General features: G+C 55.4%; 12 protein-coding genes and 5 pseudogenes. 6 read left to right on the forward strand and 11 right to left on the reverse strand.

The annotated features are described in order from the left end of the window. The first annotated feature begins 163 nt into the window (after positions 1–163). Together GTF44_RS20100 and GTF44_RS20105 are read left to right on the forward strand one after the other, a co-directional pair. A complete protein-coding gene (locus GTF44_RS20100; RefSeq protein ID WP_171563277.1) occupies positions 164–472 on the forward strand; it encodes a DUF1778 domain-containing protein in 309 nt (102 codons plus the stop codon). After that, positions 469–1023 (forward strand): GNAT family N-acetyltransferase, encoded by a 555-nt coding sequence (locus GTF44_RS20105; RefSeq protein WP_171563280.1) that lies wholly within the window; start codon positions 469–471, stop codon positions 1021–1023. The genes GTF44_RS20100 and GTF44_RS20105 overlap by 4 nt, the downstream gene beginning before the upstream one ends. Positions 1024–1088: 65 nt before the next feature. Here the strand turns inward: GTF44_RS20105 and GTF44_RS22245 are convergent. Then, positions 1089–1290, reverse strand: a pseudogene (locus tag GTF44_RS22245) (SMC-Scp complex subunit ScpB); the annotation flags it as partial. A 117-nt stretch (positions 1291–1407) separates the two neighbouring features. Here GTF44_RS22245 and GTF44_RS20110 point away from each other — a divergent pair. Further along, positions 1408–1791 (forward strand): hypothetical protein, encoded by a 384-nt coding sequence (locus GTF44_RS20110; protein ID WP_171563282.1) that lies wholly within the window; start codon positions 1408–1410, stop codon positions 1789–1791. A 79-nt stretch (positions 1792–1870) separates the two neighbouring features. On the opposite strand, the gene GTF44_RS20115 is transcribed toward GTF44_RS20110, so the two are convergent. After that, positions 1871–3064, reverse strand: coding sequence for a hypothetical protein (locus GTF44_RS20115; RefSeq protein WP_171563284.1), 1194 nt, complete (start codon positions 3062–3064; stop codon positions 1871–1873). 314 nt (positions 3065–3378) lie between these two features. Here GTF44_RS20115 and GTF44_RS20120 point away from each other — a divergent pair. Next, positions 3379–3636: pseudogene (locus GTF44_RS20120) on the forward strand (transposase); the annotation flags it as partial. A gap of 187 nt (positions 3637–3823) precedes the next feature. Continuing rightward, positions 3824–4167, forward strand: a pseudogene (locus GTF44_RS20125) (integrase); the annotation flags it as partial. A 12-nt stretch (positions 4168–4179) separates the two neighbouring features. Here the strand turns inward: GTF44_RS20125 and GTF44_RS20130 are convergent. The 8 genes and pseudogenes from GTF44_RS20130 to GTF44_RS20165 all read right to left on the reverse strand — a co-directional run bounded on the left by GTF44_RS20130 (position 4180) and on the right by GTF44_RS20165 (position 11485). Then, on the reverse strand, positions 4180–4482 hold the full coding sequence (locus GTF44_RS20130; RefSeq protein ID WP_171563286.1) for a HigA family addiction module antitoxin: 303 nt from the start codon (positions 4480–4482) through the stop codon (positions 4180–4182). Further along, positions 4472–4762, reverse strand: a complete 291-nt coding sequence (locus GTF44_RS20135; RefSeq protein ID WP_171563288.1) for a type II toxin-antitoxin system RelE/ParE family toxin — start codon at positions 4760–4762, stop codon at positions 4472–4474. The genes GTF44_RS20130 and GTF44_RS20135 overlap by 11 nt, the downstream gene beginning before the upstream one ends. A gap of 323 nt (positions 4763–5085) precedes the next feature. Continuing rightward, positions 5086–7035, reverse strand: a complete 1950-nt coding sequence (locus tag GTF44_RS20140; protein WP_171563290.1) for a DUF4105 domain-containing protein — start codon at positions 7033–7035, stop codon at positions 5086–5088. A gap of 72 nt (positions 7036–7107) precedes the next feature. Further along, positions 7108–7608, reverse strand: a complete 501-nt coding sequence (locus GTF44_RS20145) for a DUF3015 family protein (RefSeq protein ID WP_171563292.1) — start codon at positions 7606–7608, stop codon at positions 7108–7110. Positions 7609–8632: 1024 nt separating this feature from the next. After that, a pseudogene (locus tag GTF44_RS20150) lies at positions 8633–8944 on the reverse strand (MFS transporter); the annotation flags it as partial. Positions 8945–9212: 268 nt separating this feature from the next. Beyond that, positions 9213–10502: an ATP-binding protein gene (locus tag GTF44_RS20155; RefSeq protein ID WP_171563294.1), complete on the reverse strand. Its 1290-nt coding sequence runs from the start codon at positions 10500–10502 to the stop codon at positions 9213–9215. 97 nt (positions 10503–10599) lie between these two features. Next, positions 10600–10728, reverse strand: a pseudogene (locus tag GTF44_RS20160) (SMC-Scp complex subunit ScpB); the annotation flags it as partial. 466 nt (positions 10729–11194) lie between these two features. After that, positions 11195–11485 carry a type II toxin-antitoxin system RelE/ParE family toxin gene (locus GTF44_RS20165; RefSeq protein ID WP_367383492.1) on the reverse strand — a complete coding sequence of 97 codons (291 nt, stop codon included), beginning with the start codon at positions 11483–11485 and terminating at the stop codon, positions 11195–11197. On the opposite strand from GTF44_RS20165, the gene GTF44_RS22660 reads away from it, so the two are divergent. Continuing rightward, positions 11417–11572: a hypothetical protein gene (locus GTF44_RS22660; protein WP_367383451.1), complete on the forward strand. Its 156-nt coding sequence runs from the start codon at positions 11417–11419 to the stop codon at positions 11570–11572. The genes GTF44_RS20165 and GTF44_RS22660 overlap by 69 nt on opposite strands. Before the next feature lie 54 nt (positions 11573–11626). Here the strand turns inward: GTF44_RS22660 and repC are convergent, their stop codons facing one another. Further along, complete coding sequence (repC, locus tag GTF44_RS20170) at positions 11627–12919, reverse strand: plasmid replication protein RepC (RefSeq protein WP_171574525.1); 1293 nt, start codon at positions 12917–12919, stop codon at positions 11627–11629. Positions 12920–13031: the final 112 nt, after the last annotated feature.

Here is a 13031-nt window from a genome sequence, read left to right on the forward strand (position 1 = left end):
GGCCGCAGGCTATAGTCCACAAGGGCTCAACTATCACACACTTTGAAGAAGAACCCAATTAAATGCCAAGTGACACCATTTCTTGCGGGTGTGACGACCTTGTGATCTTTCTTGACGCGTACGTTGATCTGACGTACATGTCAAGACAAGAAAGGAGATCGAGATGCGTAGCTTTGAAGACCCCACAGTAGATATCAACGAGCGTAGTTCGGAGCGTATGAACTTCCGCACTAAGCCGCATGTGAAAGCTGCGATCCAGCAGGCTGCAGCACTGTCTGGTGTGGACGACTCCGTGTTCACGATGAGCGCGGCGTACAGGGCGGCGCAGGACGTTATTCGTGCTCACGAGACGACCATTCTGTCTCCGTCCGACCATGCGACTTTCTTCAATGCCCTCGACAACCCGCCGCCACCTACGGATCAGTTGCGCGAAGCCTTCGAGCGCCACAAGGCTCGCGTGTCCTCCCGTTGAGCCAAACAGAAGATGACGTCACGATCGAGCCCTTCGATCCTGACAAACACGATCGTGCGAACTTCTCTTGCGGCGTGGATCAGGTCGACAACTACTTCAAAAGAACGGCGAACAAGCTAAGCAAAGCGGACAATGTCCGCTTGATGGTGATGACTACGGACGGCACGGAAGTCATAGGTTTCTATGCGCTCAACGCCCATGCGATTAGGTTCGAGGACCTACCTAAGAAATATGCTCGAACGAGACCGTCTCACGGCTCGATCCCTGCGGCCTATATCTCCATGATCGGTCGCGATGAGCGCTATCGCGGATCAAGTTACGGCGGAGACCTCCTTGTCGATGCTTTGAGACGGATCGTAACAGCCGCAGAGCAGATCGGTATCTCGGTCGTCATGCTCGACGTGCTCGATTGTGGGGATTCGGACAGAACCACCCGACGCAAGGTTCTCTATGAGAGCTACGGATTTCAGGAACTCGCAAGTGTTCCAATGCGGATGTTTCTACCGATAGCCGTCGCAGCTCAGCTCATCGACGAGATTTCCGCTGCTTGAAGATCTGAGGCCGATGGATCAAGAGCTCTCGTGCCGATAGCGTTGGTGAGACCTGCGGCCTGGTCTCATCCCGCAGCCAGACCAGCATCTGCGAGTTGCTCCCGATCCGGCAGATCCTGGAGCGACTCCAGATCGAAGGCGACCAGGAATTGCTCCGTTGTCACGTAATGTGGGCGCCCCGCGCCTCGGCGACCGGGGCCCAGTCCCGATGAGACCGCGCGAGTGCAACCGCCCGGTCAGGTCACGGCTGATCTCCTTGCCAAAGATACTGCCGAGTTGCAGTCTCTATCGAGGCGGTGCCATGAACCTCATCCCAAAGCATCCCTAAGGAAGTGTCAGCAGCACGGTCCGAGCGATCCCGGTCCGATACCTCTCCAAGGCGTCATGGTAGAGCCGGCCACCCGTTGGCTCGAAATCCTGACCCAGTTTGACGCCTGCATCGGAGGTTTGCGCCAGCGGGGCGTTCTCCTGCATCGCGTGACCGATATTCGAAAGGAAAGCGAAGACCTATTGGATCGCGACTACAGCGTTCTCGAGGAAGTAAGGCAACTCGCCCAGGAGCCGCCTGAAGCTGATAACCCTTCCGGTTCATTGTTTCCTAAGCCAATGGACCTTCATTTTTTGGATGAAACCCACGACTGGCGCCCGGCTACCTTGCGTGTCGAAACAAACTCAATCGAAGTGCACTTGGTAAAGCCTTTCAAACCGGAAACCCTCGCCTTTGCCGTCAGACGGGTTCGTTGTGATACGGGGAACGGGGATTCTTGAGATCGAATGTCGCCGTGCGATACGATTATGTATGGCCGTCGGCCATTCATGCTGTTCGGCAAAAAAAACGGACAATCGGTTACCTCGATCCCGCAGATCTCCGTGCTGCCAATGAATCCCACCAGTTTGTGAGACAACCTCGCACAAAATAGGTGAACATGTTCAGGCTGATCGGCAAGTCTTCTTTTTGCCACCACCCACCGCCGGAGCTGCCGCCTTCTCCAATGGATCCGCGTTCCGCGGGGGCCTCCCAATCCGGATGTGTATCGGGAGGCCCGCACAAGTGGCCCGGAAATGGTGTACCGCTATGGAGCGCAATCGATCGGTGTTCATAGACTTTGGAGAGGAGTTTCTTCAACTCACTGTTGCTCCACTTGATCTGCGCAAAATCAGGGGGGCGCAATGAGGGAGGCCCGGGCTTGTGGGCCATTGCAAATTTCATGAATTTTGCTGTTGCCTGCTGCGTAGGACCAATTTGCCTGACAACGTCTGAAAACAAAGCGCCATTTCCCGCTTGCCTCAAACTCTCAGATAAGTCCGGATACCTTGTTTCAAACACGTCTTCCAAGACAGCCGCTTCATCCCAATCCACGTCGACCCACCAGCAGTGCGCTGCCGTCTCCATTGCGCTGATCAACGACTGCCATGCATATGCCGGATCGTTTTCAGCCACCCAAAGGGCTTCCTGATATGAGCGGGCCGCCTTCACCAGGGCTGCATACTTTGCTTTGTCGGCAAGTCGAAGGTCTGATAGGTGACCTAGCTCATCAAGACTGGCAGTACGTTTGGCTATCGGCAAGACTGTGCCATGGTCACCCCACCTCATCGATGGCAACGACACCCGGTTGGCATGCGCTTCACCAAATCGGTCATCTTTGCGAAGATCGAACTCTCGAGTTGCCCTACCTGCCTTCAGGCGCACTCCCAATCGGAGCGAGGCGAGCGCGGCAATTTCATCCTGAACCCAACCGCCGTGATACTCTGATGTGTCAGTCCCATGCGGAACCGGGCCCCACTCAGTCGACGCTTCCAAGAACCAGAAGATACGCAACAGGAGAACTTCCTGTACGTTTCCGTGCATGACGGTACCGGGGACGAGATTGACGAATGCATAAGGCCGTTCGTCAGGCAGTGTTCCGGTGAAATGCGAGTCCGAATACAGAACAAATTCGCTCGCTCGGCGCTCCTGCTCACCATCAGCCCATGCTTTCAAGTTCTTAAAGGAGAGCAGGCCTTCATATGGTCTTACTACATGTGGATTTTCTTCTGACATTGATGAGTTGCCTTCCAGGTGGAGTTTCAGTCTGAACAGCCAGGTCCGAACAATCCGACAGATGGCGGATGCAACACGGGCTACTTTGCGCCGCACTCTACGTCCTTCGCAGGAGAGTTTGCCGGCGGCTGTTCAGACGCCAATTGCTAAACTCAAGTGTCATGGTCTCCGTCTTCATTGAACGCCCTCAAACCAGATGATCACTCTCCATTAAGCCTATGCAACTCCTGAGACCAAGATGCGGGAATGATGACCTGCTCCCTGAAGTGTCCGGCGTTTAAGGTTATGCTGTTTTCCAACTGAGGAGGCAGACGATGAAGAGAAGCCGTTTCAGCGAAGAACAGATAATTGGTATATTGAAGGAGCATCAGGCGGGTGCAACCGCTGCTGATCTGTGTCGCAAGCACGGGGTCAGTGATGCGACGTTTTACAAGTGGCGGTCCAAGTATGGCGGGATGGAAGTGTCTGACGCGAAGAAACTGAAGGCGCTTGAGGCTGAGAACGCCAAACTCAAGAAGCTGTTGGCCGAACAGATGATGGATGTGTCGACGCTCAAGGAGATGTTGGGAAAAAATGTATGGTCCGCCCTGCGTTTGCAAGTTGTTGGATGACTGTTTTGGCTTGCGTAAATGTATCCGGCCTCTGATCAGTGGTTGATTTTGCCAGCCAGGCCTTGATGAGATCCGCACCTCGGGTTCCAGATTACTAGCTCCGGGATCGTGCCCCTCTTTTTTGCGCGTAGCTTACCCGTGGTCGATCAGCCGTTTGGTCACCCGCCCCGTCCATGCACTGGAGCAATGGCTGCACTACGCGAAGACAGACTTCGGGCCGGTGTTCCGACGGATCACGCGGGACAAGCATGTCGTGCGGCTGATCAAGCGGCTCGTCCTAGAAACGGGAATTGGGCCAGCTGATAAATCGGCCGAGGAGCGCGTGAAATTCTATGCCGGCCACTCCTTGCGCGCCGGACTCGCCAGTTCAGCCGAAGTCGATGAGCGCTACGTCCAAAAGCAGCTCGGCCATACCTCAGCCGAAATGACGCGAAAAATCAGCGCAGGCGGGGCCGGTTCCGGGTGAACCTCACGAAAGCGACCGGACTGTAGCCCCCTACCCACTCAGGCGACGGCCTCTAGCTTTCCGACTTCAATATCTTCTTCGTGCAATCGCGCCTGCGCCAGCTCATAACTCGTCTGCATACGAAGAAGCGTGTCGGCTTTGACGCCGAAGGCCTTCTCAAAGCGGATCGCCATGTCTGCGGACAGGCCTGCGTTGCCATTGAGCAAGGTACTCAGAGCCTGCCGTGAAACACCAAAATGATCCGCGAGATCCTTCACGCTGATCGACGTAGGCTCGACAATCTCGGTCTTCAGCCAGTCTCCCACATGGACCGTGAGCGACAGATGCATTTCAAGTGCCATGGTAGTCCTCCAGATTCATATCGATAAGAGCTCCGTCGTCATTCACACGAAACGTCAGACGCCAGTTTCTCGTCACCGTCATCGACCAGGTTTCTCTGCGGTCGCCCGTCAGCGGATGCAGTCCATAGTTCGGCGGTACGCCCAGCTCTTTCAGGTCCGTTGCCGCATCGATGAAAACCAGCATCTTTCGCAGTCTGTCCGCGTCACCAACAATGCCCTTGGCGTTACCGGTCTCGAAGAACCGCCGGAGACCCTTGTGGGCAATACTTTCGATCTTCATCGCGGGTGTATCTATCCTTGCAAGCCCGCAATGTCAAGCGTCACGTGACACATGTCACGACTGCAAGCCACGCAAACGCCCATAGAAGCTCCGGTCGAGGTGCAAATCGCCGTCCTGGGCCTTCTGCACCATGCCACGCGGATATGGGACAAAGCGCCACGACCACGCACGCCGTCAGAGCAGCACGATAGCGATCACTTGCCTCGTAGGGTTATGTGCAGCATGATCCCGAGAGGGGCAAGCTTCGACTGCGGAGCTGAGCCGGAAGCTCATCCGTCAATCAAGGAAGAGTCTTCAACAAAAACGAGTCCAAAGCTGACAGGCTAGAAATGCAATGAATACGTCAACCCCCATTCCATGGTTCGCCCTGAGACGGTGTTACTATCAAACCGCGAAATCAGTCTAAAATCGCTGTCACGTCGCTTCCCGAGCCGCAGAGCGAGATCAGATTGGAGCGTTGGTCGATCATAATCCGGGACTGGAGCGAGGCGACGTGCCGATAACATCATTTGCACGCGGTCATCTATTTGCGCTATCGCACCAACACTGAACCCCGCCCGAACGGTATCGCGTCCAGTATCTAGCCGGCCTTCAACCATGCCGTATAGCACTGTGTTTGTCGTTGGAGCGAAGGCATGTCCATAGCCCCCCTCAACGAGAGCGACCACATTTCCATCCTTAGCCAGACTCTCACTCTCGGCACCGAACCGCAACCGCCAGGACGGCCGATATTCGTAAGGCAGTCGAGTCTTACGCGGCGAAATTGCAGTGATCCGCAACGCGTCAAATACCTGGAGGCGCGCATTTCCGTCCCGCAGGATTAAGCTAAGATCACCCATGGAAAGCTCCGAAAACGGCGCCTCACCCGCTGAGAGGGAAAGAAAGTCAGTTAAGACCGGCCGGAGACGCAATTCAATCCCGCCACCAAGACGATTGTTATTGAGATATGTGATCTGTGCAGTTGAGGTTCGATGCCCTTCATGTGGAGGGCGCGTATCATCGCTCAAACCGATGCCAGTATCTCCAGCTGGCAGTTCTATCCGTTGTACCAGAAACGCTCCATCAAGGTTGGTAAGGTCTTCAGTCGCGTCACCGTCATCATCTTGCGCACGTATCATTGTAATGTACAGAAGAGCTGCCTCGACGACCTCCGCACGATCCTTGTCAGACACATCAGAACGTCCAAAGTAAGGTGCAGGCACGTAAGGTTGACTGGCATCTAACGCAGAGCGAACAGATGATTCCAATGCTGCCTGCTGCTTACTATCTAAAGCTTTATATGCGCTCAGGAAGCGAGTGGTGGGGGCATGAACTCTCTCGACGTTGGCAATCAGCGGCTGCCCATTGGAACCCCGCATAGTGGACAAATCAACAAAAACGTCGAGTGGAAGTGACCATGGCTTGCCCTGGAAATCGATATCCTGGCCAATGGCTAAGGCGACGAGCTCAGCAAAGCGATATGCACAGTTTTTCGACAGAAAATAGTAGGTGTTCTTCTGTTGGTAGAGCTCCCAACTACTCGCAACCAGTAGTTCTAGCTCATCTGGCGTCAGGTTCAGCTCGTACTCCCACAGGTCGCGGTCTTGACTTTGCACATAGTCGCCGCGTTGTTCGTAATACTCGACGTTGGTGTACGTCGATGAATAACCGCCAAGTAACCCTTTAACCACATAGACAGCAGCATTCTCGTTTTGGGGGAAGACTGCACCGTAGTTGAGTGATGTATCCAACAAGTTACCTTGGCCAGTCTGACGCGCCACGTTGCCGCTAAACGTAGCGTTGCTCGTGAATTTCAAAAGGATATGTCCATAAAATGTCGCTGGATCGCCGAGACTCCCAGACGCAAAGATGAGCGTCGCGCCGGTGATACGACCATATCCTGACCAAGCATCGTAATCGGGACAGGATAGCTCCGGCAAATCATTCACATCAAGCACCCTTCTCAGGTACAAGACGCGCGCAGGGAAGCGACAGATAGCGTGTGTATTGGGGTCATCAGGGACAGGAGCATACACCGCATCAATGAAGGCCAAGAGTTCCGCCTCGGGGTCTTGGTGCCCATTGTCCGTGAGAAAGAAATTGCCTGGCAATACATCGCTACGGAGCGAAACACGCGAAACGTCATACTGTAGAAGATTGAGCCACAGAGGGTCGCCGGCGCTGTCGTTAAGCTGGACGGCATTCTTCAGCACACCGGGGGCTGCATCATTAGACTGCAAAGCAAAAACTAAAAAAAATGCCAGGCGAAACGCTGGCAATCTGGTTGATCTCAAAAACCTGTTCCTCCAAAGTAATCAGGCGGCCACCGCCGCCTGACCCAGATCAACTACAATCGATCGGCTTAATCAGAAGCTTTCGCAACTATCCACATAGCTGGCTTGCACAACATCACGCAGGCTTAGGAAATAAGCTTCCGCCTTTCCGCTGCCGTCTTTGGACAAAAAGTCCGCGTCTTGTAGCTGGGCAGCGAAACCGTCACGCACATCCGCAAGAAGCGCTGGCTGGATGGCTGGATCGCAGTTAATCCCGCCCATCAGTGTTCGCAGATACTCGCCATCGCCCACAACCGTTTCTCGTGCGATGTGGTCATACCCGCGGCTGACAAAGGCAGCGACCTGGACCGTCGCGCCTTGGCATTGGTCTGGGCTCGACAATGCAGTACTAACTGCCGTGGTCCCAAGGTCCCAAACGATATTAGAGATCGCTGATGCGGCACCATTGTCCGGAAAAACCATCGCGCCGATCCCGCACTCTTGCCATGGATTCACGCCTTGTGCATTCGCAAGTGAATTAGAAGAAGTGAAGGCTACGGCGGCACACATCAACACTGCATTTATTCTCTTCAAAGTACTCTCCGTTCGTGCATGCTATTTCTATTCTAGTCGGGCACGCTTGCGCATCCCCAGGTTTTTGATCCTTAACGTGATGCTACTCTGGAACTATTTCTGGAGCGGACCAGTGTTAGGAAATCCCAAACTCAGCGCAGTATTAGTAGTGAAAACCAGCGCATCCGTCATAGCGTTTCCGAGACATTACTTTTGTAGACCTCGGGCATGTCGACGCGGAAAGCCAATACAGAATAGATATATTATGATAGGATTTAGCTATATCAAGCATTGTCGGCTCTCGTGCTTAGCCTTGAACTTCTTTTTAGCGACACAGTGGGCTTATTTATTGAAGACGCTTTTGTTGATTTGATGCGCGCCGTTTGATTCATGCATGACTGTAGGACGAGGAAGGGTTCGCGATGATAGATATCCAAGACGTCCCTCGCTGGCGAGACGCCACTCGGGTCCATCATGAACATCTATAACGCACGTCGGCAGCATGCGGTGCTCAAACGATAACGAGAAGGAACCATTCATTTGATATTGGAAGTGCTCTGGTTTGAGCTATCGCGAATAGATTTTCTGGATGTCCGGTGACATTTTCCCGTCCAGCATGTCTTTGCAATGAGGTTAAGCCGAACCTTCGATCTGATCGCTCTACAACCGGGAGGAGCTTTGCGAGTTCAAGCGGGATCAAAAAACCGCAGAGGCTATCTGCGCTTGGTGCGTTTTGCCAGGCAATGTCTGTGTGTGAGTTCTATCGCCGGTAGGCGGTCTGAACCGCCCCCTGTTTGCCGGAGACCCGGAAGTAAGGATACTGGGTCATGGGAAAGGCGAAGTACGGAACACGTTATCCAGAAGAACTGCGCGCGCGGCGCGGATGGTTTTGGATAACGTCCTATGTGCGGAATGATTGGCTGATTTGGCATCAGGTCGTTGGCATGCTGGGGCGTTCCAGCATGGTCGAATGTGTGTCGGTTCGGCTTTTTGGCCAACAACATGTCTCTCCCATAACAAACACAGAGTACGCTTTTTCGGCTCTCAGCGCATAGGCCTGCCAAACCTCGGTGACGAAAGGCAGGCTGAGGGCGACCAACGCGTGCACAAGGTCGAGCGCCACCAGAACGGTGCGACGCGGAAGGCGCTCGGCCAATGACGCGCCCTCCGGCGCGACGGTCACATAGGCAACCATTTTGATTGCGAAAATCGTGCCGAGAACCAAAGCCGCGTTGCCGCCCGAAAGATCGTAGGCCTGCAGACCAAGCGCTACCATGGCAAGCCCTGTGCCAACCAATGCAACGACCTGCGCAAGAAACAATCGCCGGTATGTACGATCCTTTAAGATATCGAGCATGGCAGTTTCGACCGTCCGATCTTGTTGTCACCATCATGGTTCGCGCACGCATCGCCAATGCTGCGACGTTTGTTGCCCGAAACGCTAACGCGCAGCCTACGCGAGGCTAGAGAAGCTGCCGCGACAGACGCCTACAGGCGCTGGTGTCGCTATACATGGTGTGATTTCGGCGGTCGCTCTGCGGAGGCGAACGGCTTGAGGCATTCTTTGATGTTCCTCGGTCTTCTGCTGCATTTCACCATGGACCGCGTAGCGTAGTCAGTACGATCTAACTCAAGTCTACTGCCGCCCAAAGCGTGCTGAGCGGCAGTGCGAAGTTGCCGTCACCTATGGTCAACTTTTCCTGCCCGAGGTAGAATACGATCCCTACGGTGCTACGCCCTTTTCCCGGCCCATCGTTGGCAAACCACTTCAGGTGCTTGAAATCGTCGGCGGCTACAGTGGCCGCGGACTTGACCTCGATCGCTGCCAGTCGGTGCCCCCCATCGATCAGGATGTCGATTTCTCGCCGGTCGGCGCTTCGCCAGTGATAGAGGCGATAGTCTTCGTCCTGCATCGGTAGGGCACGCTGCAACTCGCCAACAACGAAGCTCTCCATCAGGCCGCCCAGTGCCTCAGGACTATTGCCTATGTCGAAGGAGCGGTCGTTCAGTCGGCGAAGCGCACTTGCAACTCCGGTATCCACGAAATGGAACTTCGGTTGCTTGATATCCCGTTTGCTCTCTCCCGGCATCCACGCGCTCAGCTTGGTCACCATCGAGAGCCGCATGAGAATGTCGAGGTATTGATCAACCGTTTCGCGCTTGAGCTTTGCCAGTTTTGCCAGTTCGGATGTGTTGATCTCTTGCGCCGTTCGTACTGCCATTTGGTCGATCAAGAAACGAAGGGCATCGGGCTTTCGAACCGGCATGACGTCTGCCACGTCTCGATCCACGACCGCATCGATGTAGTCACGATACCGCCGCTGCCGTGACCGCAACGGCAGTGTGCGGATTTCGGGATATCCACCCATGAGAATGAAGTCGACATAGTCTTTGCGCCCCAAAGGGGTGGGAGCAGAGATCTGCGGCAGGGATGGCGTGCCTTGCATCGCCCAATCGATCAACCGGTTTGCCGGCAACCGATTGACTTCGGATGTCGTCAAGGGCCAAAGCTTAAGCGTCTGCATCCTGCCGGCCAGTGAGTCTGCGACTTCTGCAGTCGTGAAGACGTTGGATGACCCGGTCAGGACAAACTGTCCTTTCCGGCGGTTGTGATCGACGATTTTCTTGATGGTGAGCGCGAGCTTTGGACACCTTTGAGCCTCGTCGATGATGACCGGTACATCACTCTGTTCTTCCGCAAGGCTCGTCAGCTGCCCCTCGGGGTCTGCCTCCATTGCCGCCAGGATGGCCGCATCGTCTAGCGTGACGAAACGACCTTGTTCAAAAAGATCACGGACAAGGGTCGTCTTACCGACCTGCCTTGGTCCTACAACGTTGACTACCCGTGCAGTTGCCAGAGCCTCCTGCAGTTCAGGCGTTAGGTGTCGCGGAAGATATTCGTCTACTTCGTTCATCTCACAAGCCGTCTGCCAGAGGCTTCACGAAATGTCCATAATTACCTTCACCATTTGACCTGTACAGTCTGCACTAGACGACCTTCAGCATCGATGGCTATGCCTTGCCAAGCCCCGCATCTTCCAGCTGCTCGCGATCTGGCAGGTCCTGCAGCGACTCCAGATCAAAGGCGACCAGGAACTGCTCCGTTGTCACGTAGGTGTAGGGCGCCCCGCTGCGTGGAGAGAAGCTGCTCGACGATGATGCAGAACGCGGCATCCAGAGCTGGACATCACCGCTGGAACTCGCCCGTTTTCTGCTGGTGCGCCGAGTGCCCTTGCCATTCCCTCGGGACGCCGAACTATGGCGCTATAGGGTTCTTGGCGTCGTTATCCCAGACCTTGATGACGTCCTCGCCCAAGCATCCCATTGTTCCACTCCATATCCGAAGGGCGCTTCTGGCAGGCGTCGCCATTGTCGAGCGGGCCGGCCCGGAAATGCTGCAGATGCTTCAGTCGCATACCTTCGGGCACAACAGAATCCGTTTCATGGAAGAAACCGACCATCTGATCCATCCGGCGTTCGGACTGCCAGGCCCTCGCCAGATGCAGTTAATTTGAGACTGGAGATGCTCGTGGTCTCAAATCAACTGCCCACCGCACGAAAAACCGCCGCAATCTTACAATTAGGTGCCAAGTGACATCGTCATTGTCTATCTCCTCAATCTGCCGCGAGCTAATCGTCGAAACGCTAGTCCGCGGTGGCAATCAACGTCTTGTAGAACCGTCGTTGGTTCTGGCCTTTCTTGTCGCCGCCGACCAGGACCACAGCATTCCGGTCGGTGTCTAACACAAAGGCAAAGCCGCCAGCCCCCCTGCCCTTTCACCCGGATCTCCTTCATGTTCGCATGCGCCGATCCTGCCAAGGTATCGACATGCGGCTGTCCCAACTGCGGCCCGTATTGCTCGAGCACCGGGATCACCGCATCGTGCTTGTCCTGCACCTCTTCCGGCAGCGCATCGCGCTCTTCGACGAAATCCGGATGTTCAAGCATGGACCACGTCACGACGAAAATATTGGCTTTAACTGATATGTGCCTAAGAAGATATTTCCCGCAATCAGTCTCAAAGGCCAGATCTCCCCATCACGCTGCCTGCCCACTGAGCCGGCCATAGAAGCTTCGCTCGAGATGCAGCTCGCCTGCCCCAGCTTTTTCGGTCATACCGCGGAGATACCCGCCGGCCGAGGACACTTCGCCTTTGGCATGTTTGTCGAACACGAGCGCCATCGCCGCCGCGGCCATCTGCTTGCCCATAACCTCTTGTGCGGTCAGCCAGGCATGATCCGAAATCCCGATGATCTTCTTCAGATCGCCGGCGACCCGATACAAGTCACCCCAATCCCGCAGATATCCGCCCATGCTTCGTGCCCAATAGGCGAATTCCGGACAGGCTTGCATGACCGTTCGGACATCCACGGCCACGCCTCGTGGTGTTTTGGACACCTCAGCCCCCTCCCCTTCCCGTTCCGGCCTCTCAACCGGCGCAACCGTAGGATCTTTATGCGCCACGCCCGCCGCTTGCTCAGTTTCTGAGCGATTACATGTTACAGGATGGAGTTGATTTGTAGTTAGTATATGAGGCTCGGAAATGATCTCCTTGGGGTTCATTTCTTGAGTCTGTTCAGCAACTCGTACTTCAATTTGAGATCCGTTCTCCACACCCTCATCGCGGCGAAATGCTTTGAGATAAGCCTGCTCCACGCACTCTTGCAGATCTTGGAACCGGGCAAGGACCTGTTCGAGGGTCCCAGAGCTTGCATTGGAGCGAGGAAGCTGCGCAAGAAGGCCTTCGAAGCGCGCCAGATACTCGGTCCAGGTGCCGCTCAGGGTGCTCTGTAGGGCGGCTTCGATCCGGGCACGGATCATCCGCCGCGCCACGGTGATCTGGCGCTTGAGAAGCTGGCACAGAGCCCGTTCTTCCTGGATACGGCCGTAAAGCTCCATGAACTCCTCGACGCGGGCCGCCATAGGCGACAGATCGAAGCCGTAGGCCTCGACGATATGCCCGTCGGGATCCCGCCTGCCCCACCGTTTGCCGTTTGGGCTGTCCTTGAACGCGATCACGCCCGCTTCTGCCAGCCGCCGCGCATGGCGCTTGAGCGCAGAGAGCGAGAAGCCGGTCTGCTCCATCAGATAGGCGTTGGAGGCCCAAACGATCGGCCGCCGGCGCTCCTCCCAATCCTGGGGCTGCGTAAAGGCCCCCAAAGTGTCCAGGAGCAGCAAATCGCTGGCCTTAAGCCCGATATGAGCCCCGACGCGCTTCGCGGCCACGAAGGCCTCAATCTTGGGCACCCCGGCCCGTTCACCGGCTTCGGCCAGCTGCTCAGCGACTGCCAGATTCGCACTGGCCTTGCGCCATCCCGTAGATCGACCCATCTCGGGCACACCGATACCATTCTGGGAACCTGTAGTCCCAGGCGCTCCTTTCGGAGCATCGTCGAAATGTTCCATAGCGTGCTAGCAGGCAAAGAAATCCCTGTCGCTCAGA

The organism is Roseobacter sp. HKCCD6576-2, assembly GCF_013179285.1.
GTDB lineage: Bacteria > Pseudomonadota > Alphaproteobacteria > Rhodobacterales > Rhodobacteraceae > Rhodophyticola > Rhodophyticola oceani.

Excerpts from the sequence above, each read along its gene's own strand:
- GTF44_RS20155 (WP_171563294.1), bottom strand. The coding sequence starts at position 10,502 with ATGAACGAAGTAGACGAATATCTTCCGCGACACCTAACGCCTGAACTG.
- GTF44_RS22660 (WP_367383451.1), top strand. The coding sequence starts at position 11,417 with ATGCGGCTGTCCCAACTGCGGCCCGTATTGCTCGAGCACCGGGATCAC.
- GTF44_RS20110 (WP_171563282.1), top strand. The coding sequence starts at position 1,408 with ATGGTAGAGCCGGCCACCCGTTGGCTCGAAATCCTGACCCAGTTTGAC.
- GTF44_RS20135 (WP_171563288.1), bottom strand. The coding sequence starts at position 4,762 with ATGAAGATCGAAAGTATTGCCCACAAGGGTCTCCGGCGGTTCTTCGAG.
- repC (WP_171574525.1), bottom strand. The coding sequence starts at position 12,919 with ATGGGTCGATCTACGGGATGGCGCAAGGCCAGTGCGAATCTGGCAGTC.
- GTF44_RS20115 (WP_171563284.1), bottom strand. The coding sequence starts at position 3,064 with ATGTCAGAAGAAAATCCACATGTAGTAAGACCATATGAAGGCCTGCTC.
- GTF44_RS20100 (WP_171563277.1), top strand. The coding sequence starts at position 164 with ATGCGTAGCTTTGAAGACCCCACAGTAGATATCAACGAGCGTAGTTCG.
- GTF44_RS20130 (WP_171563286.1), bottom strand. The coding sequence starts at position 4,482 with ATGGCACTTGAAATGCATCTGTCGCTCACGGTCCATGTGGGAGACTGG.